This window comes from Psychrobacter sp. 1Y4, from assembly GCF_051847555.1.
The window spans coordinates 70,096-96,382 of sequence record NZ_JBPYDE010000002.1 but is presented as its reverse complement, the minus strand read 5'-3'; the positions used below and the strand labels follow the sequence as shown (position 1 = coordinate 96,382).

Annotated in this window: 19 protein-coding genes and 1 tRNA gene; 15 read left to right on the top strand and 5 right to left on the bottom strand. The window is 42.6% G+C overall.

The annotated features are described in order from the left end of the window. Positions 1 to 15 precede the first annotated feature (15 nt). From gspN to ACS8FC_RS01835, 7 genes are all read left to right on the top strand, one after another. Positions 16 to 813 carry a type II secretion system protein N gene (gspN, locus tag ACS8FC_RS01865; protein ID WP_439261791.1) on the top strand — a complete coding sequence of 266 codons (798 nt, stop codon included), beginning with the start codon at positions 16 to 18 and terminating at the stop codon, positions 811 to 813. Beyond that, a complete protein-coding gene (locus ACS8FC_RS01860) occupies positions 814 to 1,779 on the top strand; it encodes a type II secretion system protein N (RefSeq protein WP_439295705.1) in 966 nt (321 codons plus the stop codon). Positions 1,780 to 1,911: 132 nt separating this feature from the next. Further along, a complete protein-coding gene (gene gspD, locus ACS8FC_RS01855; RefSeq protein ID WP_439261787.1) occupies positions 1,912 to 4,170 on the top strand; it encodes a type II secretion system secretin GspD in 2,259 nt (752 codons plus the stop codon). Between the two features lie 76 nt (positions 4,171 to 4,246). Continuing rightward, the gene (locus tag ACS8FC_RS01850; protein ID WP_439295704.1) at positions 4,247 to 4,423 is read left to right on the top strand and encodes a hypothetical protein; all 177 of its coding nucleotides are present in this window, start codon (positions 4,247 to 4,249) and stop codon (positions 4,421 to 4,423) included. A 280-nt stretch (positions 4,424 to 4,703) separates the two neighbouring features. Continuing rightward, entirely contained in the window at positions 4,704 to 5,717 is a 1,014-nt protein-coding gene (locus tag ACS8FC_RS01845; RefSeq protein WP_439295703.1) for a TatD family hydrolase, read from the top strand. A 246-nt stretch (positions 5,718 to 5,963) separates the two neighbouring features. Then, on the top strand, positions 5,964 to 6,698 hold the full coding sequence (locus ACS8FC_RS01840; protein ID WP_299217996.1) for a tRNA threonylcarbamoyladenosine dehydratase: 735 nt from the start codon (positions 5,964 to 5,966) through the stop codon (positions 6,696 to 6,698). Positions 6,699 to 6,729: 31 nt separating this feature from the next. Next, positions 6,730 to 8,499, top strand: coding sequence for a GAF domain-containing hybrid sensor histidine kinase/response regulator (locus tag ACS8FC_RS01835; RefSeq protein ID WP_439295702.1), 1,770 nt, complete (start codon positions 6,730 to 6,732; stop codon positions 8,497 to 8,499). A gap of 111 nt (positions 8,500 to 8,610) precedes the next feature. Here the strand turns inward: ACS8FC_RS01835 and efp are convergent, their stop codons facing one another. Further along, positions 8,611 to 9,183: an elongation factor P gene (efp, locus tag ACS8FC_RS01830; RefSeq protein ID WP_299217444.1), complete on the bottom strand. Its 573-nt coding sequence runs from the start codon at positions 9,181 to 9,183 to the stop codon at positions 8,611 to 8,613. 231 nt (positions 9,184 to 9,414) lie between these two features. Between efp and epmB the strand changes: the two genes are divergently transcribed. The 8 genes from epmB (at position 9,415) to ACS8FC_RS01790 (ending at position 20,240) form a co-directional block, all read left to right on the top strand. Then, positions 9,415 to 10,449, top strand: a complete 1,035-nt coding sequence (epmB, locus tag ACS8FC_RS01825) for an EF-P beta-lysylation protein EpmB (protein WP_439295701.1) — start codon at positions 9,415 to 9,417, stop codon at positions 10,447 to 10,449. A gap of 99 nt (positions 10,450 to 10,548) precedes the next feature. Then, positions 10,549 to 12,333 (top strand): hypothetical protein, encoded by a 1,785-nt coding sequence (locus tag ACS8FC_RS01820; protein ID WP_439295700.1) that lies wholly within the window; start codon positions 10,549 to 10,551, stop codon positions 12,331 to 12,333. A 109-nt stretch (positions 12,334 to 12,442) separates the two neighbouring features. After that, on the top strand, positions 12,443 to 14,527 hold the full coding sequence (locus ACS8FC_RS01815) for an EAL domain-containing protein (protein ID WP_439295699.1): 2,085 nt from the start codon (positions 12,443 to 12,445) through the stop codon (positions 14,525 to 14,527). Positions 14,528 to 14,840: 313 nt separating this feature from the next. After that, a complete protein-coding gene (locus tag ACS8FC_RS01810; protein WP_439295698.1) occupies positions 14,841 to 15,401 on the top strand; it encodes a c-type cytochrome in 561 nt (186 codons plus the stop codon). A 186-nt stretch (positions 15,402 to 15,587) separates the two neighbouring features. Continuing rightward, complete coding sequence (locus tag ACS8FC_RS01805; RefSeq protein WP_439295697.1) at positions 15,588 to 16,628, top strand: AAA family ATPase; 1,041 nt, start codon at positions 15,588 to 15,590, stop codon at positions 16,626 to 16,628. 49 nt (positions 16,629 to 16,677) lie between these two features. After that, entirely contained in the window at positions 16,678 to 17,766 is a 1,089-nt protein-coding gene (locus ACS8FC_RS01800; RefSeq protein WP_439261770.1) for a DUF58 domain-containing protein, read from the top strand. Then, the gene (locus ACS8FC_RS01795) at positions 17,763 to 20,015 is read left to right on the top strand and encodes a transglutaminase family protein (protein ID WP_439295696.1); all 2,253 of its coding nucleotides are present in this window, start codon (positions 17,763 to 17,765) and stop codon (positions 20,013 to 20,015) included. The genes ACS8FC_RS01800 and ACS8FC_RS01795 overlap by 4 nt, the downstream gene beginning before the upstream one ends. 148 nt (positions 20,016 to 20,163) lie before the next feature. Further along, positions 20,164 to 20,240 (top strand) — tRNA-Val (locus ACS8FC_RS01790). Between the two features lie 219 nt (positions 20,241 to 20,459). Here the strand turns inward: ACS8FC_RS01790 and ACS8FC_RS01785 are convergent. The 4 genes from ACS8FC_RS01785 to ACS8FC_RS01770 all read right to left on the bottom strand — a co-directional run bounded on the left by ACS8FC_RS01785 (position 20,460) and on the right by ACS8FC_RS01770 (position 25,970). Further along, on the bottom strand, positions 20,460 to 20,711 hold the full coding sequence (locus tag ACS8FC_RS01785; protein WP_439295808.1) for a helix-turn-helix domain-containing protein: 252 nt from the start codon (positions 20,709 to 20,711) through the stop codon (positions 20,460 to 20,462). 997 nt (positions 20,712 to 21,708) lie between these two features. Beyond that, positions 21,709 to 22,401: a hypothetical protein gene (locus ACS8FC_RS01780; RefSeq protein WP_439295695.1), complete on the bottom strand. Its 693-nt coding sequence runs from the start codon at positions 22,399 to 22,401 to the stop codon at positions 21,709 to 21,711. A gap of 12 nt (positions 22,402 to 22,413) precedes the next feature. Continuing rightward, positions 22,414 to 24,474 carry a hypothetical protein gene (locus tag ACS8FC_RS01775; protein ID WP_439295694.1) on the bottom strand — a complete coding sequence of 687 codons (2,061 nt, stop codon included), beginning with the start codon at positions 24,472 to 24,474 and terminating at the stop codon, positions 22,414 to 22,416. Beyond that, positions 24,465 to 25,970 carry a hypothetical protein gene (locus tag ACS8FC_RS01770; protein ID WP_439295693.1) on the bottom strand — a complete coding sequence of 502 codons (1,506 nt, stop codon included), beginning with the start codon at positions 25,968 to 25,970 and terminating at the stop codon, positions 24,465 to 24,467. Before ACS8FC_RS01770 ends, ACS8FC_RS01775 begins: the two co-directional genes overlap by 10 nt. Between the last annotated feature and the right edge of the window lie 317 nt (positions 25,971 to 26,287).

Below are 26,287 nucleotides of genomic sequence, written 5' to 3'. Positions count from 1 at the left end.
AAGAGTAATCTAACTGTGTCCAAAGCATCTGCCTCGTCTCATAAGCGTCCCCGTAAGCTGTGGTGGCTGGTTGGATTTGTTTTGTTTGCTCTATTTGCGTTGTTGCAAATGCCAGCATCTTGGGTCGTTGAGAAGTACGCTCCTGATTCAACTTATGTACAACATGTTTCAGGTAATCTGTGGCAAGGTTCAGCCATTTGGCAACTACCAGTAGCGACTGTGCCACTGACGGGGTCTGCTAAGTGGTCTTGGCAGCCGTGGCAACTATTACTGGGTAAAATAGGCGCTGATGTTAATATTACTACGGGACAAACCCGTCTTGATGGCCAAGTCAACATAGGGCGTCACTCTTGGCAGGTTGATGATATGAGCGGCAAGATTGCTTCTGATACGCTATCTAGTGTGGTTGATTGGCAGCTGCCAAATACGCCCATTCAAGTAAATGCCGTCTCATTGCACCGCCAATCAAGCTCAAAAATGACTGGCTTTACAACAGCAGATGGTCAGCTCACTTGGGTAGGCGGCGAAGTTGGTTATCCAAGTGGTGGCAAGGTGTTTTATATTACGATGCCAGCAACACGTGCTGAGCTAAATACAGAACAGAAAAACGATAAAAATTTGCTGCATATTAACCTATTAGACAATCAAGATAAGCGCTTAGGGGATCTATATCTCGATGGTGATAACATGTTAGATGTGAGCCTGACGCAGCGATTGTTAGAAAATATGCCTGAATACCAAGGGCAAGCACCAAAAGATACAGCGGTAGTAAGTGTTCGCCAACCACTGCTGACAGGTTTGGGGGCGCGTTAAATGACAAGTATTCCAGCACGCCTAAAGCCAGTGGTAGACAACTTAAACCGATTTTCGGTATGGCTACTATTATTGGCACTTGGTTGGCTAGCTTGGACTGCCGCGCGCCTATTATGGTTGATATTAGCGCCACCTACTGCGCCTGCATTGCAGGTACAGCCATTGCAGAATAATGCCGCATCCAATATCGATAACAGCAGTTTGTTTGCAATATTCGCCGATCCTGAGCCTGTTGTCGCTGCTACAAAGCCGCCGCCTAATGTAAATTTAAAAGGGGTGCTATTGGCGATACCAGAGAGTATGTCATCTGCATTATTGGATGTAGAGGGCGAAGTTAAAAATTACCGTATTAATGAAAGCTTGCAAGACAGCGGGTATATACTGGTTGCTGTCGATTGGAACGCTGTCGTTATTGCTGATGCTAGTGGCAGGGAGACAGTCATTAGCATGGAAGATGCAATGCCACTTGATCAAAGCGATATGATAGCAGGGAATGTAAGCAATCAGCGCTTGCCAAGTAATGAACCGGTCGATGACTTGCAGCCGATGCCATTACCTAATGCAATACCGAATGACAATGTTGTCAATGCGGCTACTAGCTTCAATGATGGCTCTGACAGTGACTCAACAGACAGTGATTCTACAGATGATAGCAATGGTGCCAGCCCAAGCTCAGCTATTGATGAAGCTGTCACTGCATTACAAGACAGCCCAGCCAGTTATTTGAGTCGCATGGGGGTGATGGCAGCTGGTGAAGGCTATCAAGTCACCGCTGCAATGCCAGCTGGAATACGTAATCGATTGGGGTTAGAGCCGGGCGATCGAGTACTTAAGGTAAATGGCCAAAACATCGGTAGTGATCCTACACAAGACGCTGGTTTGTTGAAGCAGGTACAACAATCAGGCGAAGCTCAGATTGAAGTAAAACGTGGAGAGCAAGTGATTACGATTCGTCAGCAGTTCTAAGGGATTTGATGGTATTTAAATAATACGGTTTGCTCTAACCACCATTATCTCGACCATATAACAATATTGTTAGCGCTATATTAGCAACGTTTCAGTTTACAGTGAGTGATATCACAATGGGTAATGATAACCATGATAAGTTTTTATAAATTTTCAGTAACACCTCTACGTCATTCACTGCAGCGTTTGCTGTATATATGTCGGCCATTGTGTCTAGCACTGCCGTTATGGGCGGCAACGTTTGGGTTTGCCAGTGCTGAAAGCTGGAAGGTAAATTTGCAAGACGCAGACATTAAAGCTTTTATTAACGAAGTGGCAACGATTACCGATCAAAACTTTGTCCTTGATCCGCGTATCAATGGCAACGTCACTGTGATTTCTAACAAGGCGTTGTCTCGTGATGAGATTTATCAGCTATTTTTGAGTGTCATGCAGGTCAATGGCATTGCAGCGATCGACTCAGGAACGACGATCAAGCTCGTTCCTGATAATATCGCAAAGCAGTCTGGTGTCGAAGTTGATCTGCGTGGTGATAGCGTGGGTGAAGCCTTGGCAACTCGCGTTATTTATTTGACCAACACGCAGGCCGCTGAAGTACTAGGCGTTATTCGACCACTGATGCCGCAGTCTGCTCATGCGGCTGCCGTGCCTGGTGTCAATGCACTGGTATTATCTGATCGCGCTGATAGTTTGAATCAGTTAACCACCCTAATTCGTGATTTGGACAACAATGTCAATGATAGCTTACAAGTCATACCACTGCGCCATGTAGACGCTGAGCGTATGATGGATCTCATCAGTGCTTTGGTTTTAAGTGCAGGTGAACAGGCACAAGGAGGCGGCAATCAGCTCAAAGTGATCGCTGATACTTCTAGTGACAGACTGCTGGTCAAAGGTAGTCCTGAGATGATTGCTAAAGTGCAAGAAATGGTCAATCAGCTTGATACCACGCCGTCACGTCGCTTAAGTGGCTTACGAGTCTTTCGCTTAAAGTATGCAAGTGCTGGTCATATCGCAGAGATGTTACGCGGCTTACTTGCCAATCAGTCTATTAATAGTACTGGGGCGACATCGACCTTAGAGTCAGCCTCACTAGATAGTGCTAGCAGTACAGGTAGTACGCTGGGCAATAATAGCAATGATACATTAAATGGCAATAGTTCAACTGGAGCTAATAACTCGGTGTCAGCTTCTGCGTCCAGCTCAGGCGGGACAGGCACCAGTACTGGCGGTCGACCCTTTAGCATTATCGCTGATGAGACGCAAAACTCCGTTATTGTCAATGCAGCTCCCGAGCTTATGTTTGAGATTGAGACGGCCGTCAATCAGCTCGATAATCGCCGTGCGCAAGTGCTTATTCAAGCGGCTATCGTTGAGGTCTCAGGGGATGATGCCGCCCAACTCGGTGTACAGTGGGCGCTTGGCAATGCGAACAGCGGCTATGGAGTGGTGAACTTCAATAACGTTGGCGCAAGCGCGGCATCACTTGCAGGCGCGGTACTGTCTGGAGGCGCGTCAGGTATTAGCTCTGCGGCAGGCTCTATTGCTGGTGCGTTACTTGGTATTGGGGATAGTAGTACAGACAGTGATGGAAATACACAGTTCTACGGCGCTATTTTACAAGCATTAGACTCTTCTACCAGTGCTAACTTATTGTCCATGCCTTCTATTTTGACTTTGGATAATGAAAAGGCCAGTATTTTGGTTGGTCAAAACGTACCATTTGTAACAGGCTCTTATACAACCAGCGGTAACTCGTCTGAAAATCCATTTCAAACCATCGACCGCCAAGATATTGGTATCAATCTTAATGTCATTCCACATATTGGTGACAATGGCACGGTACGCTTGGAAGTCTCGCAAGAAGTATCTTCGGTCGTACCCGGTAGTGTCGGTAATGCCAGTGGGCTTATCACCAATAAAAGTTTAATCAACACCACTATTTTAGCGGATGATCAACAGACCATCGCGCTTGGGGGTTTGATGCGCGACAACACGACCAGCAACCAACAAAAAGTCCCAGGTTTAGGTAACGTGCCTATTATCGGGCGGCTATTCCGCTCTGATAGTGATAGCACTCAAAAGAGCAATTTGATTATATTTTTACAGCCAACTATCCTACGTGATGGTGGTGCAGTTGCAAGTGTCACTGAGCGCAAATACAATCAGATGCGCGTACTACAGTTGGTCATCGATAAAAATGGGACGATCAAACAGCTGCCACTTAGCGGCACTGAAGGCTGGGATGGTAAGGTTGATGCTAACTATGAATTGATGCCACTAAACCCACTTGTACCCAAGCGCGATCAAAAGTCAAAACCTACAGCGCAAGGGTTTACTAAGGTAGATGCTCCAAGTGCAGGCATTAAGACATATCCGTTAAAGCGTTAGAATATAGCGGTTAAGTTTGTCGTTTGGCTATCTACAACTGCGATAGACAGACATAAAAGTGGCGGGAGTAAAAACGATGAATAAACAAAAATGGCTGACATTAGGCATTGTCGGGACGGCTTTATTGCTACTACCAAGACGTAGCAGCTGGCAACAGACTCCCCATGCCAAAGAATTATCAAAAAAAGACTATTCAAAAACCATCAATCCTCAGCATACAGACTTGCAATATCAAAACTGTGACAAGGATTAATAAAGGGTTAAGAAACAACTTTTATACTTGTACGATTTTGATACTTGCACGCTCTTTATACTTGCATATTATGCTCAATATAATGCACCTAATAGACAGTTTAGCGGCGCAACATACTTCACCAAAGCGGTACATCACACGCTGTATTACAGTTTTGTATCAGCATATAGATACAAAGCTGCTAAACATTCAAAATTAAAATACTCTATTATCATAATCACCTAACTGCTTACGCAGCACATATTTACCAACCATTAAGAATCAACTATAAAGACGGATTATGTTTCATACAAATTCACATCTAGCGCTAGATCATACCCCACTGCCTGCTATATATCCTCTGATCGATACTCATACTCATTTTGATGCGCCAGTCTTTGATGGTGATAGACAGTCACAGACGCAGCAGGCTTATATGCAGGGTGTTCGGCACTTGGTGTTAGTGGGTTATTTGCAGCGATATTTTTCTAGACTCTATGAGACGCAGCAGACAATCGAGCAGATGCATCTGTCTAAGGATAAGGATAAAACTGATCGTAGAGACGTGTATCCTGTAGCGCACATTGCACTTGGCTTACATCCTTTTTATATCGAACAGCATACCGACGCGCATCTATCTAGCATGGCGCAAATGGTCCAAGAGCAGCGCCCGTTAGCAATTGGCGAGATAGGGTTAGATACTTATACGGATGCCATGAAACGACCTGAGGTTTTTGCTAAGCAAGCGCGTTTTTTTACAGCGCAACTGGATATTGCTGTGTTACATAAGCTTCCTGTCATGCTGCACATTCGTAAGGCTCATGCAGAGGCATTGGCGTTATTAAAGGCACATAGCTATGATGCGCATAAATTAGGCGGTATTGCCCATAGCTTTAGTGGCGGTGAGCAAGAGGCCAAAGCTTTTGTTAAATTGGGCTTTAAGCTTGGTATTACTGGCCAAATTACCAACCATAACGCCAAAAAGCTACGCCGTGCTATCAAAGCTGCTGTTGATAGTTATGGCATAGAGTGTTTAGTCCTAGAGACTGATTGTCCTGATATGATGCCTATGATGTGTCAAAAAGCAAAAGACACTCAACTAGACAGTCAATCAGCCAATCAATCAACAGCGGGACAAAGTCCAGATAACGAATGGTACGGCGCAGACGGACACAATCGTAACGTACCTGCTAATTTGCCTTGGGTATTGAAAGGTCTAAGTGAGTTGCTTTCTGTAGAACCTGCAGTACTTGCACCTCAATTGTGGCAAAATAGTTGCAATGCCTTGCAAACTTCTTGGCCTTACCCTAAATAAGACATGAGCAATTAAAAACGTCAAGAATATCAAAAGACTATTGACCATAGTGTCATCAATCATCAGAGCTTCTCATTCATTATGAATCAACAAATGCAACTCACAAAAACCGAGCAAAAATCGGCCAATACTGAATCGACTTTAGAACATGGCACACTAAATGCAACGACTCATACAGTAAGTGAGGTTGTCAATACAGATTTACAATATGAGCGACGCTTTCAGGGGACGCAGACATTGTATGGTATGGCAGCATTCGATGTCTTTGCTGCAGCACATGTTTATGTGATTGGAGTGGGCGGCGTAGGCTCTTGGGCTGCTGAAGCATTAGCGCGTACCGCAGTAGGCAATATTACGTTAGTTGATTTAGATGTATTGGTGGCTTCCAATGTCAATCGGCAGCTACCTGCGCTTGATAGTACCTTTGGGCAAAGTAAGATAGCAGCACTGGGCGCACGTTTGCAAGAGATTAACCCAAAGCTCACTTTGCACTTGGTAGATGACTTTTTAACAGTTGAGAATGTCTCTACATTATTACCCAATCGGAGTGAGGCAAAAGCTGCCGCAGCTGAGCAAAGGCCGATTGTGATATTGGACTGCGTAGATGATATGAGTGCCAAACTGGCTATTGCATTACATTGCCGTTTTAATAAGCTAAAGCTCGTTTGTGCAGGTGGGGCAGGGGGCAAGATAGACCCTTCTCAGATTACAGTCAGCGATCTAAAGGACAGTTATCAAGATCCATTGTTAGCGCGGTTACGTAACAAGCTGCGCCATGAAAAAGGCATCAATAGCGCTCTAAAAGATAAATTCGGTATTAGGTGCGTATACTCAACTGAGCCGCCGCGCGTAGACAAAAGCTGTCAGACAGGCGGGTTACAATGTGGCGGCTATGGCTCTGCAGTCGCGGTAACCTCTGTAGTGGCAATGATTATGGTTAGTGAGGCATTACAAATGCTGAGCAAACAAGCTGGGGTCTGACCCATTACTTCTTATTAACTTGGAGACGGTTTTGTCTATTCATACTTATCCGCTGGCGTTAGATGAGCATTTACGTATCGCTAAGCTACATGAATACGACGTGCTTAACACTTGTAATGAGCCTGCATTTTCGCGTTTGACTGAACTGGTTAAATTGTTCTTTGGTGTGCCCATGGTGGCTATTACTTTCATGGATGAACACGTACAGTATCTAAAATCGCCGCATGGATTCGGTGATTTATGTACGACCAAGCGCGGCGTGGCGATTTGTAATTACACAGTATTATCTAATAGTGTTTTTACTATACCAGATCTATCACTTGATGAGCGTTTCGTCGACAATCCATTAGTGACAGAAGACCCTCATCTACGTTTCTATGCAGGCGCGCCAATTACTCTAACAGAGGAGAACAAGACGTATCATTTAGGATCACTTTGTTTGTTCGATACCAAGCCCAACAATACATTTGATGACGATAAGGCTAGACTGCTTTTACAGTTCGCTGAAATGGCGGCAGATGCATTGCAGTTACAAAAGAATCAACATCGCGCCAAACATGCCAATCAAATGAAGTCTGAATTTTTGGCAAACATGAGCCATGAAATACGCACTCCCATGAATGGTATTATTGGTATGGTTGAGATGCTTGACGATACTGATTTGAACGTTGAGCAAAAAGTCTATGTCGACAACATAAAACTGTCAACAGAGCATTTGCTTGCGATTATTAATGGCATCCTAGACTTATCTAAAGTTGAGTCAGGCAAGATGACTGTTGATGACATACCTATGGACTTGTCATTATTATGTGATGAAGTTGTCAGTTTATTTGCGGTCAAAGCTCGTCAGCGTGGACTCATACTGGACTACAATTATAGTGAAAAACTATCGCCTTATATGCAAGGTGATCCTGTAAGGCTAAAACAGATTTTGGCTAATCTAGTTAATAATGCGATTAAGTTCACTCGTGAAGGTGGGCATGTCAGTATTAATGTCACTCATGCGCCGCATTGTAAAAAGGGTGGGTGTAGAAGCTTAGGTGCAAAAACAGATGAGATCATTTGCCATGATATGACGGTCTGTATTGATATCAAAGATACAGGCGTTGGTATTAAGCCTGAATCACTGGATGCTATTTTCGACGCTTATAACCAAGCAGACAAATCTACCCATCGCTTATACGGTGGTACAGGTCTGGGTCTGTCTGTTTGCAAGTCTTTGGTTAATTTGATGGGCGGACATGTTTGGGCAAACAGTGTCGTGGGAGAGGGAACGACGTTTAAGGTATTGTTACCTCTAAGGTCTATAAGCCAAGAAAAGTATGATGACTGGCAACGCTCAAACATCATAGAGATTAGTCCCAATTCTGAGTATTCTGGTCATATATTATTGGTTGAAGATGATAATGTTAACGCTATGATTGCCAAAAAAGCATTGTGTAATAATGGGCACAAGGTCACTCACGTGACTGACGGACAAAAAGCCATTGATCAGTTTTCAGCACACCCGCGGCGCTTTGATGTGATACTTATGGATCACCATATGCCGATCATGGATGGGATACAAGCAACGATCAAGCTGCATGAGATTTATGACCCAAAAACATTACCACCAATCATTGCGCTAACGGCAAATGCTATGGATGGCGAGCGCGAAAAATATCTGAAAGTTGGCATGCAAGACTATTGCACCAAACCTTTTAAAAAAGAACAGCTCAACGCGTTGGTACAGTATTGGCTTATGCACCAACAAGCAACAAAAAAACAGGTCAGTAGTAGAGACCTAAAAGAGTCATCATAGCAGATAGCTGCCGGTATCAAGTATCGAATAGCAAGTAAAAATCTGATAGTAATAATAAAAAAGCTCGACCATTGTTATGATGGTCGAGCTTTTTTTATAGGTCTGACGGTATCAGCTAACTCGAGTTTGATAGTCACCTGTGCGCGTATCAACGCGAACGATTTCACCTTGCTGGACGAATAAGGGTACACGTACGACTGCACCTGTCTCTAAAGTTGCAGGCTTACCACCGCCGCCTGAAGTATCACCGCGTACACCAGGATCGGTTTCGGTAATCTGCAATTCAACGAAGTTTGGCGGTGTGACTGACAATGGCACCCCATTAAACAAGGTAATCACGCAAAGCTCGTTACTGTTGTCTTTTAACCATTTTGGCGCATCGCCAATAGCCGCTTTGTCCGCTTGTAGCTGCTCAAAGCTTTCAGGGTGCATAAAATGCCAAAACTCACCATCATTATATAGATAGTTCATTTCAGTATCCAACACGTCGGCCGCTTCTAAGCTATCACCTGATTTAAAGGTTTGCTCGAGTACTTTACCACTACGAAGGTTGCGCAGTCTAACGCGGTTAAAAGCTTGGCCTTTACCAGGTTTGACAAACTCATTTTCAAGAATGGCACAAGGGTTGCCATCAAGCATGACTTTTAAACCGGCTTTAAATTCATTGGTAGAAAAACTTGCCACAAGAGACTCCTAAGGGTTGTAGTAATTATATTGATAGGTTACTGATTGATTATCGACGCGTTGCCAAACCTGACACGGTGTTACTTATACTGGAATACCTATCATATGGGCCAAAGTCTATGAATGGCAAGGGTAAATAGGTATAAACCATAATGTTTGCTTGGCATGCTTTGATAGTACGCTGATTTACAGCGTATAATGTCGGTTTTTAGGCACACGCATTAGGTTGTCATGATAAACCATTTAATCACACAAAAAAACTGGCAAACACAACTATCTGAAGCAATCACATCGATAGATGAGTTACTAGAGATACTCAACCTTGAGACGATTAAAGCGCAAGTTTATGCCCCAGCGCACTTTCCTTTACGTGTCCCGCGTGCCTTTGTCGCCAAAATGGCGGTGGGTGATGTGCACGATCCTTTATTAAAGCAAGTGTTACCAGACAGACAAGAACAAATCGCTGTGACAGGTTATATCACTGACCCCTTGGCTGAAAACGACCAAAATCCAATTAAAGGTCTGCTACATAAGTATCAATCTAGGATACTATTAACTGTGACGGGTGCGTGCGCCATCCATTGTCGTTACTGCTTTCGTCAGCACTTTGATTATAACGCCAATATGCCAACTTCCACCGAACACTTAGCGATTGCCTCCTACATTAAAGAGCACCCTGAGGTCAATGAGGTTATCTTAAGTGGTGGCGACCCATTGAGTGTTTCTAATCGGCGACTATTTGCTTGGCTTGATACCTTGGAGGCGATACCGCAACTGACCACTATTCGCTTGCATACACGCTTGCCGTTAGTGATTCCTGAGCGCTTAGATGATGCTTTGCTAGATCGCTTTAGTCAAAGTCGCTGCAACATCGTGATGGTTGTTCATTGCAACCATGCCAATGAAATTGATACGAACACGGCTCAATATTTGCAGCGTGCACGGGTCGCTGGTATTGTGCTGTTAAACCAAGCCGTATTATTAAAGGGTATCAATGACAGTGTCGCGACTCAAACTGCCCTCAGTCAGCGTTTGTTTGCAGCAGGTGTTTTGCCTTATTATTTACACGTACTCGATAAGGTCTTAGGCGCCGCTCATTTTGATAACGATGAGCAGTCCGCTGTTGACTTATATTGGTCGTTGTTGGCTAAGCTTCCTGGGTATCTTGTGCCAAAATTGGTAAAAGAGTTGCCAAACAGACCATTTAAGGTGCCAATTGATATTTATAAAGACAGTCAAGGTATGCAGGATAGTAAGTTGTGGTAATATGTTTTGCTGAACATTAGTAGCGCTCTGTAACGCACATACACACAAGTAATATCGCGACTGTTCATTTGAGAATAGAGGTTTTACTAAAGAGGGCTTATGATAACGTTGTCAGATTTTCAGGATCATCTATCACATAAAGCACCACTAAAACACTCTTCGCGTAAATATGGGGATGGACAAGAACAGCAGCTGCGTCGATGGGCAGCAAGTTTACCAACACAAACTGAAACTCAGCAGGCCGTGCAAATAGAGCAGGTGTTGACTGAGCTTGCCGCAGCAGACTTAGATGACAAACTACGTCTTAAGCTTTTGACCATTGTTGCTTGTGCATCCGAGCGCTTGATCACCTCTTTGCACAAGCATTATCATTATGAGTTAGGAGCGCTTAGCAAGACGCAGCGAGTATATGTGGATCAAGTCAAATCACTATACTACTCGACCATACTGGCCTACGACAATATCATACAACGCAAGAGTCTGACTTTAACTAATCAGAAAAGCCCAGCGACAGGCCGAGGTTGGACGCGTTTTTTGACGTTAGCTAAAACATCACCGCTTGTTTTGGCCGCAGCTATTTACCAGTCACTCACCATTTATGAAAAATTATTGAGTGAGCACAACGTATCTTACCAACCATCACCACCACACTTATGGGCTGCGTTTAATGAGCTATATGACCTAGCTTGTCAGATAAATGTGGCACATACTGATTTGAGCACGCAAGTAATTGCCAAGCAGGCACATAGTATTCACGGCTTATATGTACAGATTTGCTTGCAGAGTTTATTGAATGTCCGTGCCATGCGCCGCTCCAATATGCTATTAATCCAGCGTCTACTACCGTTATGGGCAACTCATGTCCATGCTGCTATCGAGCCGCAGACTGAGACGCGTATCTTTGTAGACTTACAAAGCGGCAGTCCGCCTGATTATCTCACTGCCAGCTCCGCTATCAATCCCTATGAAGCGCACCATCGTTGTCTATTTATCGAACTTGGACCATTGATAACATACTTACAGCAGCGCAAGCAGGCGTTGGTTGATAGTAATAACGCTGCGATTGAATATCAGCTGGTTAATAAAGTATTAATGGCCATGAAACATCGTTATGTCGAGCGAGCAATGACATTACCGACCAAGTATCATACAAGACAGCGTGCAACTGTCATTGGTGGTTTTAATAACATTCATTATAAAGTGGCTGGTGCAAAGAGCTTAGTAGACTTGATAGCTGCTAGAGAGTTGGCAGTTGAGCAGCTGCCACGCTATGATACACAGCCCAAGAAGGGCGATACACAAGGTGTCCTTGAAGTAGAGGTAATTGATAGCACAGACATAGCATCACAGATGAGAGTCTTACATTTATTGTCTCCAGAATATTTAGTGGTGCCACTGTCAAAGACAGATGATGAGGCGACAGGACAACGATCAAGCTTGCTCAAAGCGGACATATTAGACGCCGAGACGGACAGTAGCGACACACTTAATACAGCACCGCCACCACTTAGTTTTATGAGTCTGTTATTGTTGCAATATTCATATAATGACAGCAAGTGTAAATGGTCAATGGGTATGGTACGCTGGCTCAATCTCGATAATAAACCTATTGAGGTTGAATGGCAGGTACTTGGGCATGTACTGACAGCTTGCGCTTTACGTTTGGATATTAGAGACCATCGTGGCCAAGGCTTTATGCCAGCTTTTATGGTGGCTGGCGATGAGAGCTTACAGACAGAGTTTAGCATTATAGTGCCTTCTCATCATTTCCAAACCAATGACAAAGTCATGCTGCGTATTAATGACAAACAAAAAACACTCTGTTTACAGCAATGCTTACTAAATAGTGAAGAGTTTAGTCAGTATAAAGTGATACAGATTTAGCTGGATAAGATTGCTACAATCAATACTTTTATACAAAATTAAGCATTGCTCAAGACCAATCGTAATCTAGTATACTGTCACGACGGTTATAAGAATAAAAAGGCCTATTATGCGTACCAAATCTGTCCTAAATCTCCTAGTTATAGACGAAGATCAGCTTTATGCCGAGCGTTTAGTCAGCTTATTATCTGCTTACTACGATGAAGTTAATCTTGGGTTTTTGGATGATAGAGAGGAGCTACTAAAGTCACTACGTCAACAGTGGGACGTCTTGGTATTTGGGCGCGCCTATGACTTAAGCTTCACCGATGTCGTTGGTATCGTGCAAGAGCAAAACCTTGATCTCCCCATCATTGGTCTGATGAGTGATGAGATGGCGAGTACTGGTCGTAATGACGATGGTTTGCCCTCAGTCATAGATGGAGTGATGGTAAAGGCTTTACTAGCAGATAAAGAAGTACAAGTGGTAATGGCAATCTGCCTACAACATGCCAATTTGCGTAGCCTACGACAGCTTAATAGCTTGCGTCATGTACTCTCCGAAGCCGAGCAGCGTGCCAATATTTTAATCAAAAACTCTAAGAGTGCGGTTGCTTATATCGATCAAGGCATTCATATTTTTGCCAACGAGCCCTATTTAAAGTTGTTTAACTTTGAGTCGATGGACGATATTATTGGTCTGCCAGTTATTGACTTTATTGCCGGTAAAGATAATGTCAAAGGTTTTAAGGAGTTTTTACGTCAGTTCGATAAAGGCCACCGTGAGCAAGTTGAATTTAACTTTGACAGTAAGCGTATGGACGGTAGTACTTTTGAGGCAAAGCTACAACTCGCTGTCGCTACGCTAGATGGTGAACCAGTCACCCAGATTATCATTCAACAAAACAATAATAACAGCGCTGAGATTGCCAAGCGTTTGGCAGCAGCAGAGCGTCAGGACAGCTTGACAGGACTATACAACCGCCGCGGCTTTGAAGAGCGTTTTGAAGCCTTGCACCAATCGGTAGTAGCAGGCAAAGCGCATGCAGCCTTATTATATATCCAGTTAGATAATATCGGTAAAATCAGTAGTAGCTTAGGCTTGCAAGGGGTGGATACGACCATTCAGCAAGTGGCTCGTATGCTTGAGCAAACGGTAGCAGAGGGGCACATTAGCCGCTTTAGTGACACAGCATTTACAGTGTTAATTGAAGATTTGTCCTCTAAAGCGCTGGTCGATCTTGCTGAGAGTATCCGCCAGCATATCAGCGATATGCTTATCGAAGTCGATAAACGCACAACCAGTACGACTGTGAGTATTGGTATCGTCAAAATAGAATCCAATGCTGCTGAACCGCAAGTCTTGTTTGATCGTGCAGTTGATGCGATCAACCATATCAGAGTTGAAACGGCAAATCAGGGCAACGCTTATCACTTGTATGATCCAAGTGAGCATGCAAACAGTGATGATAGCGCTTTAGCTGAATATCTAGTCAGCGCGATCACCCACAATCGCTTTGAGCTATTTTTTCAGCCAATCTATGATATTAATCAAGATCGTAGTGACTTCTTTGAAGTTTACCTGCGTCTACCATTAGCCGATGCTGAAAATACGGTACTGACACCTGACAAGTTTATGACAGTCGCCAAGACGCACCACTTACGCGAAAAAATAGATCGCTGGATATTAATCAATGCCTGCAAACAATTAAATGAGGTGCGCAAGACTCATCCTGAAGCGCGCGTGTTGATACAATTGACCAGCGCGTCATTAGTTGATAAAAAGCTACCAAGTGTGGCCGGCCAGTTGATAAAAGCGGTGGGGGGCGTATCTGGGGCATTGACACTACAGTTTAATGAGCAAGATGTGGCCAATCATCTGACGATTGCCAAATCTCAGTTTGCTGCTTTAAGCGATATAGGTTGCAAAATAGGTATTCATAACTTTGGTACTTCTGCAAAATCGATTGAGATTGCTGAATTTGTAGCGCCTGATATGACGCGCCTTGCACGCGATTATGTAAATGAGATTAATAAACCTGACAATTTAGAGGCGATCAAATCTTTAATCGTACGCACTAATGAGCTTAATATTGATGTATTGATGCCTTATATTGAGGAGGCTGCTACGATGTCGGTATCTTGGAGTGTCGGTGCGCGTTATTTGCAAGGGTATTATCTAGAAATGCCAAGTAAAGCAATGAATGTCGTCTAAAAGCTCTCTATGTATCTTAAGCCATTTACTATTTGCTTAAGATAACGGCGGTACGTTCAACAAAGATCTTTTTTGAGATAAACTTTTTTACCTTACTGCTATCATAGCTTTGCAAGGAATGTATCCTAGCCGCACTATATCGATTTTAAAATAAATCGAGGATGGCTTATTACTCAGTAATTAAGTACTCATGTAATGTATCAATCTACGCTTGTAAGCATACCACCATTTCTAAAATACCATCGTACATCTGCTATTATTTCGTTAGGCTGACCAAACCTTTTCAATCCATAGATATAAAGAATATATAAACATGCCGATCAACGCCAATATTTCATTCAGTGGTACATTAATTGCAGGGCTTGTGTTGACGATCCTGACAGTGCTTACTGCTTGTGAGCGCACCCCGCCTGATTATCGTGATCCTGTTACCCTGCCAGTGTATAGCGCAGGAGACGCTGATAATGGTGCTATCATCTATGAAGAAGCTTGCGGCCAATGCCATCAGTTAAGTCCAGGAAGCAATAAAAAAGGCCCACAATTGATGAATATATATGGGGCACCAGCAGCTGAACTAGAAGACTATGACTACGGTGCAGCGCTAACTAAATCAGGCTGGGTATGGGATGCAAAAACTTTAGACCCTTATATTGCTGATGCTCAAAAAGCAATGCCGGAGTCAAAAATGCTGTCAGACCCGATGCCAGATGCTAGTGAACGCGCTGATATTATCGCTTACCTATCTACTTTGCGTATGGCTGCTCCTGCTATCGATAGCGATGGAAAACCCATAGATACTGAGCATACACAAATGAGTGATGAGCCAGTTGAGATAGAAGACGGCGTAGAAAATCAACCTGCAGCCAGTTTCTAATCACAGCAATTATTCAAGCTTGGTTTGTTTTCAACTTTATTGCTTTTTATAGTTACTATATTTAATAGAGCGTTTTTACTTGTCGTTTTTATCTTATTAAAATAGGTGTATTGGCTATTACTGACCACTCCAAACGAGTCAATGTGTCAATATTTCAGTACGCACTAATACAGTCGGTAGTTTATTATGCACCAAAGCCATGCTTACGATGTCGCATCTCACACAGATACTGTATCTCCATTAGAGTCAGACGCTGTCTTAAAGGATTCAAACGATGTTACTGGCGATTATTTAGCCAATCAGCGTCAAGTGGCACAATTGCTTGTTCAATTAAATCAAATCGTGCTTGATAAGCCGCAAGTGGTCAAGCTGGCACTGAGCTGCGTGCTGGCAGATGGACACCTGCTCTTACAAGATCTACCTGGTATGGGCAAAACCACATTGGCTCAAGGGCTGGCACAGTTACTGGGCTTGTCATACAATCGTGTGCAGTTTACCAATGATATGCTGCCAGCAGATATTTTAGGTATGAGTATCTATAACCAGACTACGCAGAGTTTTGAGTTCCGTAAAGGGGCGATCTTTACTCAGTTGTTACTTGCTGATGAAATCAACCGTTCTAGTCCAAAGACCCAAAGTGCGTTACTAGAAGCGATGGAGGAGCATCAAGTCACCCAAGATGGGCAGACTTACCGTTTACCTCAACCATTCTTCGTCATAGCTACCCAAAACCCAATGCAACAAGCAGGCGTATATCCTTTACCTGAATCTCAGTTGGATCGATTTTTGATGTGTCTGTCGCTTGGTTATCCTTCACCAGCTGCCGAGCGAGAACTACTACGAGGTCAGGATCGTCGTGAGTTGCTTGCAAGCTTACATGCGGTGCTTGAGACAGATGCTGTATTACTTGCACGCCAAAGTGTTCAACAGGTGTATGTAGCAGATGTCGTATTGGATTATCTACAGCGATTGGTTGCAAAGACTCGAGTTAGCCAAGAATACCATGGACTGTCACCTCGCGGTGTATTGTCGCTACAGCGTGCCGCTCAGGCTCATGCCTATGTCTCAGGTCACCAAGAGGTCACACCAGAAGACATTCAAGCTGTTTTTGCTGCGGTTACAGATCATAGGTTAGGCCAACGATTTGTGCCATCGCACATCGTTGGCGGGCAAGGCTCACAGACTATTGCTCAGCGAATTATGCATGAGGTACCAGTAATTGTTTAAACTAAGGTTTGAGCGCACGCTATAGTGTAACCATAATGATAAGACAGTTATGACTTTATTACCACGTACCTTATTACCACGTACTTTGACTCAGCCAATAACGCAAGCCTTGGCGCGCTGGTTTGCCAAACGTGCTCCTAAAAGTGACAGTGCTACTCTTAATTTGCGCAACGTCTATATTTTTTTCCGACGTGAAGGGCTACTTTTTGCCATACTATTGATAATTACCTTTATTGCTGGTATCAATTACGGTAATAACTTGGTTTTGGGGCTTTGTTTTTACCTTATTAGTATATGGCTGATTAGCTTTCATGTGACCTTTTTGCACATATCTGGCCTGCATGTTCAATTGTTAGAAGTCACTATGGCAGAAGTAGGGGCGCCAGTCTGGGTGACCCTGCAAGTGCGTAGTGAGAGTCGCCAACCAAGACGACAATTGATGTTTAGGTTTGAGCAACATCAATTGGACAATCAAGAAAATAGCGAGCATGAATATAAGCGCAACAGCAAGCGTAGCCGTAAATTGCTCAACAACGATCCCAAGCTGCAGGTACTGCTACCACGCGTACAAGATGAACAAATTATTCGTTTACCTATTATGACCTATAAACGTGGTCAGCTTGAGCTTCCTAAATTAACAGTCAGTACGGTTTATCCACTTGGTATTATGCGTGCCTGGTCGTACATCTATTTTGCGCGTACTGCTTGGGTCTATCCAAAACCATTGGCTTTTGACTGGCAGACGCAATATGTAACTGCAAGTTTAGACGACTTGCCGACAGGTGGGCAATATAGTCAGCACATTCAAGGCCAAGACGATTTTGAACGTCTTGATAGTTATATTGAAGGTGAATCACTAGCCAGAGTCTCGTGGGCGCATGTGGCACGTGGGCAGGGGATGCTTACCAAGCATTTTGCCGATTCTATCGGTCATGAGCAGAGCCTCAATTATGCCGATATGCCAGCTGCCTATCATGAACAAAAGCTTGCGCAACTGGCTCATGGCGCGATCACGCTTGGCAGTCTTGGAGTGCCCTTTACCATGCAACTGCCTAACGAGAGCCATACAGAGTCAACGATTGGACACAGTGAGGCTTTTGCGCAGGCGTGTTTACTACGATTGGCACAGTCATCATGATTGACTCTAAGCACGCTCGCAACCCTTCTTCTAGCCTATCTTTGCCTAACTCATCTGCTTTTGCAGCGGTAACCTCGCCTGCAAGTTTTGAGAATCTGGCATTGGGAAATACTGCTAACAATAGCCATGACCCAAACAGAAAATGGTACAGCAAACTGCTAGCGCTACCGGCTTATTATTGGGTGTTGCTGACTCAAATTCTCGTTATATTTCCCCATGCTGTTCATCTGCCGTTATGGTTAATGCTCTTTGCTTTAATCACTATCATTGCCCAATTGCCTCACATTAAAGCCAAGTTTAGACAGAGGTTTAAGCAGCTTCGCCATCTCAAACGCATGTATCAAAGCATACAAATGCTTGGGTTTTTATTAGGATTGGTAGGCTTGTGGTTGACCTATAACACAAGCTTTGGTCTGGATATGGGTGTGGCTTTTTTAGTGCTGTGCTTGATTAGTAAGCTTTGGGAATTGTATAAACGCCGTGATGCTTATGTAGTGTTGAATTTATCACTGTTTGTGCTCGCTGCACTATTTTTAATGGATCAAGGATTGGTCACTACTTTAGAGGTCATCATAGGTACGATTGTCATCTTGCTAGCATTTATTGCGCTCAATGATGACGGCAATATACGCGGTGATGGACGCCTGCGTACACTTGGTATATTAGGGGTAGGGGCATTACCGTTATTAGTGGTGCTGTTTTTGTTCTTTCCGCGTCTGCCGCCACTATGGTCAGTGCAATTATCAGGACAACAAGCAACTACTGGTGTCTCAGACAGCATGTCACCTGGCGATTTTGCCAGTCTGAGCCAATCCACTGCACTGGCTTTTAGAGTTGAATTTGCAGATAAACGTCCACCGCAAAGCGATCTGTATTGGCGCGGCTTGGTATTTAGCGATTTTGACGGTGTGACATGGCAACCGAATCGTAGTAGCCGGCAGCAGTGGCAGCCAGCGCGACAAATTCCTGTATGGATTGAGCGTGCGATTGCTACTGTTCCTAATAGTGTGCAGCTTGCACCCGATAAGTATGAGATACTTTTAGAGCCAACCCAGCAAAACTGGCTATTTGGGCTTGATTATCCATTTACCCAGCGTACAGATGTCAGTATCACATCGGAATTTACTTTATTAAAAGACAGTCCGGTGACCCAGCAGCTACGTTACAACGTCCTGCGTTTTGCACCCATGCGTATCGATCCTGTACTTGATGAGGATTCACGTCGTATTAACGTGACACTACCTAAAGATGGCAACCCACAAGCACGTGCACTTGCTCAGCAGCTGTTTGCGCAATCGGGTTCAGATCCTGTGCGCTATATGCAAGCACTTGAGCGCTGGATTAATCAAACAGATTTTCGTTATACATTATCGCCGCCACGGCTAAATGATAACCGCATCGACGAGTTTTTGTTTGATACCAAAGCTGGGTTTTGTGAGCATTATTCTTCAAGCTTTGCTTTTATGATGCGGGCGGCTGGCATTCCTGCGCGCATTGTGGCTGGTTATCAAGGCGGCGAACCAAGTCGCAGCGGTGACGTGTGGGAAGTACGTCAGATGGATGCTCATGCATGGACTGAAGTGTGGCTTGAGGGACAAGGATGGGTACGTATTGATCCGACTGCATTTGTGGCACCAGAGCGTGTCGAGCAAGGAATGGACGCACTGTCTCAATCTCAAGGAGCAGCGTTGTTTGGCGATGGAGCAGGGGCGCAGATTAGCTATCAGCAGTATCAGATGTTACAAACGTTGAGGCGGTTTTCTGACCAAGCCAGTTATTACTGGCAAAAAGACATTGTCGGCTATGATCAAGACAAGCAAGCAGGCTCATTATTAAAATGGTTCAACATCAGCTCAGTTATGCAACAAATCGTTTGGTTAGCTGCTGGTGCCATCACAGTGATATCTATAGTGACATTTATACTATGGCAACGACGACGGAAGCGTTGGCACCCAGCAGACTTGCCTTTAATCAAGTTATCTAAACGACTAGGTAAAAAGGACAAGGCACTCGCTCGCCATGATTATGAAGGACAACTAGCGTGGCTTGAGCGGCTAGTAGATAGCCTTACAGAGACTGATAGTCGGCTTGTCACCGACAATCTCAAACTAACTCAACAGTATGTCAACGATATTAAACAGGACTATCGGCAACTACGTTATGGGCGACTGAGTACGCTTGATGTAAGTCATGCTAAATATCAGCAAGTACTTAAAAAGCTTAAAGAGAATACGCGCAGATTGTCATAAATATGAGTATTGCTATGGTTTTAGATACAGAACTAAGAACCATAAAAAGAATTTGACGATGAAATAGTGCTTATTTAAAAATAACTTCTGGTTTAGAGAGAAAACACTTGCAAAGTCTCAAAAACTTGCTAAAATGCTCAACCTAAATAGGCGTATAGCTCAGTTGGTTAGAGCGCTACCTTGACATGGTAGAGGTCGCTAGTTCGAATCTAGTTACGCCTACCAGATTCGAAAACCCCAATCTTTTTGATTGGGGCTTTTTTTATGCCTGTAGTATAAGGGCTGTAGCGAAAAGATAACATTTGGAATCTCTATTATTACTCTTGTTGAGCCCTCTATTAAAATGATCAGAAAATTGATGGTGACCAAAACGTGACTAGAGCTCAAAGGCTATTAGAATTAAATCTCTCTTTTTGACCTCTACTCTAAATTCTGAATGAAGGTCTATTTCTTAAAGCTTTCTGCTTTATTTTCTTCTACATATTCAAAAATATCTCCTACCCCTACTTCAAGATATTCACAAAGCTTATCTATAGTGTCGAAATCAATTCTTGATGACTGATCATTATATATCATATGCAAAGTTGTTTTGCTCACTCCTGTCGCTCGTACGGCATCCGCTACTTTTAACCTTCTTTCAGCTAATAAAGTAGGGAGATGGTTAACTATGACCCTAAAACTCCAACTATCTTCTATATCATATCAATGAGTATTTTTCCCACTACACTAATATTTACTACTGGCTCAAAAGTAACAGTCATAACTTGGTTACCTTTCAATAAATTTCATATCTGTTCATAACGACATATAATAAATGCGTATCTGAGTAACTGTTATTGGCACAGTACACTGTTGCTCTTTTAGCATCTCGTGCTCACCCTCATCAACTTTAAGATGAAGTTTTAGAAGCCTCACTTCTTCATGTGTACTCATAACTTCAGGATCATACTACTTTGTTCATACGAGTTTGTCTTGATTGACCTTATTATTCCAGTTGGATAGAGTCTGGATGACGATGCTAAGCTACTTTGAAGTAGCTAGAGTAATGGGTGTTCTGACTTTATTAATTATATTGAAGTCCGATTAATCTACTTAGCTTAACAAGTTTAACTCTACGGTTTTTTCAGTATAGCTTATACGACATTTTGCTGTAGCTGACGTATAAGTATGATTTTACTTATGTCACACACAAGCTGACTGAGATATTAAAATAGATAAAAAATCTCATCGATGAGAAGGCCAAATAAACTTACTGTAATCAGTCCGATGACATCAGAGCTCAGCTACTATTTAATTTAATGATATTGCTCGATGAATAAGGCTATCCACCTATTAATTCGAAAGTGGTGGACATAAGGATATTGAACAGGCTAAGAGCTTTAATAAGAGCTGGATCATTTATACTCATGCATAACTTAGTATGATTTTTTCAGCTTAAAAATGCGGTAACAGTGACTTAACGATAATATCAGGGATGTCTACTTAGCTTGAGTAAATCGTTGTTGAATATAGTCGGGGCGGTTTATTTTTTTCAGTATAGTCCCCTCAAGACGTTAACCATATTTTAATAATTTAAATTTCTCAAAATACTAAGAAATAAGAGAACCCTCTATATGGCTCTCTTATTTCTTTAAATGATTTGACTATTAATTATTATTTTGATTGTATTTAAAGTTAAACTAAATCAATCTTTTTAAATATTACTGAGTACTTTTGGTTTGTCTGATGAGCTTGTAGGCATTTTGAATTCAATACCAGCTTTTTTAAACAGTTTTGGATATGCCACCAAAGCCATTGTTGAGTTTTTAGCAATACCAGTGATATCTCCTACTACTCCTTTAGCCTCAACCAAAGACATTCCTGTATTAGTCAGGCTTCTTGGGTTTGCTATTAAACTCCTACCTACTTGTTTAGCGCCTACCGCCAATTCACGAGCGGTTAAGCTTGCGATTACAAAGTTTGTCGCAGAGTCCAACAAATGCTGCTTCTGCTTCGCATCCAAGGCTGACAGCTTAGCTACTGTTCCTGCTTCATCTTTTTGAGAGGCTTCTAAAACTGTATTAGTTAATACATCAATTTGTTTTTGATAGGCTTCTTTTTCTTTTAGATCAGAGGTCATATTCAGGCTGTTCTGTTTTGCTTTTAATTCATCTGAATCTTGTTTACTTGCGAGCAATGAAGCTAAAGCAGTACGGCTTTGAGTAAACATTTCATTGGTTACTTTAGCCTGCGTGAAGAAACCATTGATATCCATATTTGAAGACGATACGCCAGTCACAGATTCAGATAATGACGAGGCCATACTACTCAGTGACCCAAAACCTGCATAGACGCTTGATGCTCCCATTGAAGCTGCTACTGCTAAAACAATTGCAATTTTTTTCATACCTTGTTATCCCTATTGTGAATAATCGGCTTTTTGCACGATTTGATTTAAAATTTTTGGTAAAGCCTCAAACATCTGAATGTTATACATCTCATTACGATGCTGATGGTCTATACCCTTTAACCTAACTTCTTGTTGCAAACCATAAGCCCCTATTTTTTCAGACCTCTGGTTGAATATGCGTGTCCCACTGGCCATAACCAATGTAGCCTCGCAATTACTTTTGTCTGCATTACATTGCACACTATCTGTCTTCAATTCAATCTTAAGTACTGGCTGTAAACATTCATCTGTCGGAGTATAAAAGTTAACTTTCATATCTTTTTTAAACCCAGCATTTTCAGTCATATTAACGACTGAGTCTTTCAGTAGGGTTTGTCCTTTAAAACCTGAACCTGTCGCATAGAATGGTCGTTTCGACTGACTAGCAAAAGTGTGATAAATCAAAGGGCCGAAACCATAAAACGGAATTTCACCAGCTTGTTCGGTATGTAAGCTTGGGCATAAAACACGCGCTTGCTTTGAGTCTCCCACTGGCGCAGAACTATCAAGCAAAATTCTGTCTCCAGAACGCACGGGTAGACGATCATTACTATTGACAGGGAAATCGAGTTGCGCGGTAACGCTCCTACCTTGACGTGCCAAAATAGTCGCTTCCCATGTTGGAATCAGAATATTACGTCCGGCGGCCTTATCTGAATGATATACATGGACTTTCATTCCTGTACTTAAGCGCTCCCCTGCATCATCAATGGTGATTTTATGATTATTGGAACTTAAGACTTTCAGATCAGAACGAGTAAATTCAACCCCTTTTTGAAATTGTTGACCTAATTTCAAAAGTGCGTTTTTCAACACAACTTCTTTACGCGCTTCTAGAGAAAACCCCATACCGTCTGAAACCATGTCTTTGATATCATCTGTTGCTCGTGCTGAGTAGATCACGCGACCAGAACGATCAATCATTTCAGCAAAAACCTCACTATGAAAAACCTGTTGCTGGGTGATTTTCCCAATTCTCTGTTGATAAGCGATTACTGGAATGACGTTAATCCGAATAAAAAATTCAGGTAACTCACGTTGGTTGATGTCTTCACTTTGTGCTAATGCCGTCTGTTCACCAATACTTTGCGCCATAGCACTATAACGTCGATTGACTGGCGTCAAAGTAAAGGAGGCTTGCTCACCTACGGCATCAGAAAAAACTTGTTCAATTAAATCTTTTGATTCGCCTTGATAAGTCAGTACATCAACCACTAATGCTTTAGGCTTATTCATAGCCTGACGGGTATCAGTTGATATTTTACTAAAGCGCTTAGTACGACCCTGCATCAATATCGGCACAGCCACAGCATAATCACTATCCGCATGTACCACACGAATCAGATCACCTTCTGTTGAACTCAGTTCATCTTGTACAGTAATTCCTTGTTTAAAGCCTTTATCTAGAACCAAGTAAGATTTCCATCGATCAATCACTTGAGTCTCAATCTCAGAAATTTTCAACTTTGACTTTAACTCTCTAGTTAATTGCGTAGTCAATGTCAGAAACGTGCTTTGAAACTTTTGTTTTATGGCGGCTTTTGTTGCAGGGGAATCAATATCGGTAGCCAGTACTTGAATAGGCTGCGATAATGTTGCACTGTCACTATAAATGACCTCGCCTGACAACACATTCGTAAGCTTTAAACTCAAGGTGACTGGCAAAAAAACCTCTGCTGTCGAATCCTTTTTTACTATATATTCGCTCGCGCGTAAAACGTCTAAAGAGGCTACATAAGTACGATGTTTAGTGTTTTGTAAAATGCTATCGACAACTTGGTCACCGAAACCTTGTGTTAAACCTTGTACAAAAAGCTGCTCGGCTTGTTTGCGAATACTTTCATTGCCAATTGCTTGGCTAAAATCACAAACAATAGAAGAACCATTTGCTTCATACTTGCTAGAATCAGCACGACAACCTTGCTCCAACCCAAAAATACCTTTTGATGGGTAGATTTGAATATTCGCATTTGCCCATGCCGATACAAGCATCGGTATCGCCAAACATAACGCTTTGAATTTTATTTGCACTGAATACCACCCATGCACAGTGTTATCGTATTTCCAGCTTGTAGGCGCTCGGCGCTCGATAGCGTCGGGCTTACTTTACGTAGCGCTTTCGCCAATTCTCCACTGATTGGCTTTTTACCTTTATAGGTCAGGGTCATCTCAACCAACTTGCCATTTTGAGTACGAATATCAATATTTTCAGCGCCACTCATCTCGTCCAAAGCAATATACAAATCATCCCCGAGACGTGAAGTCACAATGCCAGAAGCACTTTTGAGGAAAACAGTAATTTCTTTACCATACATGACTCGATTTTTTGCATACCCTAAAATCTGTGGTCCAACTTGGCTAACTGCTAATTCACCCAATTTTTTTGCTACATTGGTACGGCAGGAATCTGTGGTCGCACCTGTCGAAGACTCTGTACGAGTTTCCCCGCCCATTAGCGTTGAATCATCTACTGAGTAAATCTTAAAACTTACAGCACCATCGCAGACAAATTGACCGGTGGCAGATGAGCGACCACGATCATAAATATAAGAGCTACCCGCCATAAACCAGTCGGCTTTTTCTTTACGCGCGGCGATGACTAGCTTATTAAGCTCTGCATCACTCATGAGTTGTTGAATGGTCATACTACGACCGTTTAAGTACTGACTTCTAAAACGATCAGAATCAAGCAACCGCAAATCATAGCGAGAGGCCGCACTTGCTATAGCGTTTAATGTTTGATTATTTCGCTCAGCTTTAGTAGTGGGTGTTTGATATTCCACATATTTCACAAAATTTTGAATATCATTTTGGCGTTCAGATTGGCTATATTTTGCCGACTCATTGGCATCGTAACTGCTTGAAGAGGCTGATCTACCTGAATTATTATGGCTCGATGAACGGCCAGCAACACCTACGCCTGCTCCGTAATAATTACCATAGGCATAACCCGAGGCGGCAGATGAACGTCCTTTTGAAGCATAAGAATCTGACGCCTTAGCTTTTGCACTCTCACTGGATTTATAACTTGCATTTTCATCATAGCTATAGCTGCCATCTGAAAAATAAGAGGTGAACTCTTTGACTGGCTTAGAATTGTCTTTTGGTACGCCAAAGTATTCATCCATCACAATCATAATCGGACTGGTTCGACTGTTTTTCTTCGCCAATCCTAAATCATTGAGAATTGAGCGAAATTCTTGGTCATCTATTTCCAGACTCACTTGAGTGACCAATTCATTATTGGTATTAGTATTACTGCCTCTGTTTAGCACATAACTACTGTCAACTTGTTTAACAATGTCATCTAAATACCGACCTGCCTCATCCATCGCCTGCGGACCATTGATACGCTTAATGAGAGCAGTGACCGCATCTGTTTTTGCATTCCTGAAGGCTTGATTACGCGTGCCATTTAGATTTTTTTTCATAATCGGTGCAGCACCTTCCCCATTCGCTTTAATGGTTTCAGCATGACCAACTTGAGTAGCTAACAAAAACAAAAGCGTCAATATAGCCTTTTTCATAATCCATCCTCTTAATTAGAATCTCTAGCTGCTTTTATAATTTTTTATTAAATTTCAAATTTAGGACTTACTCGACAACTGTTTTTGTTATGGATTAAAATCGGTTGCTATGCCGCCTTCGTAAGTTATAAAACTAGAACATTATATACAAAAAAATAAACTTTCAGCAAACTATTGTTAACATTAAAATCTGCAAATAGTTCTAATTTGTTGATTTTTAATAAAATTCTTTTAAATATCCAATAGTTTGTTCATAGTACGAGGTTATGGCGATATTGTATAAGCCGTACACATTATCTTAGTCAGCGAAATATATT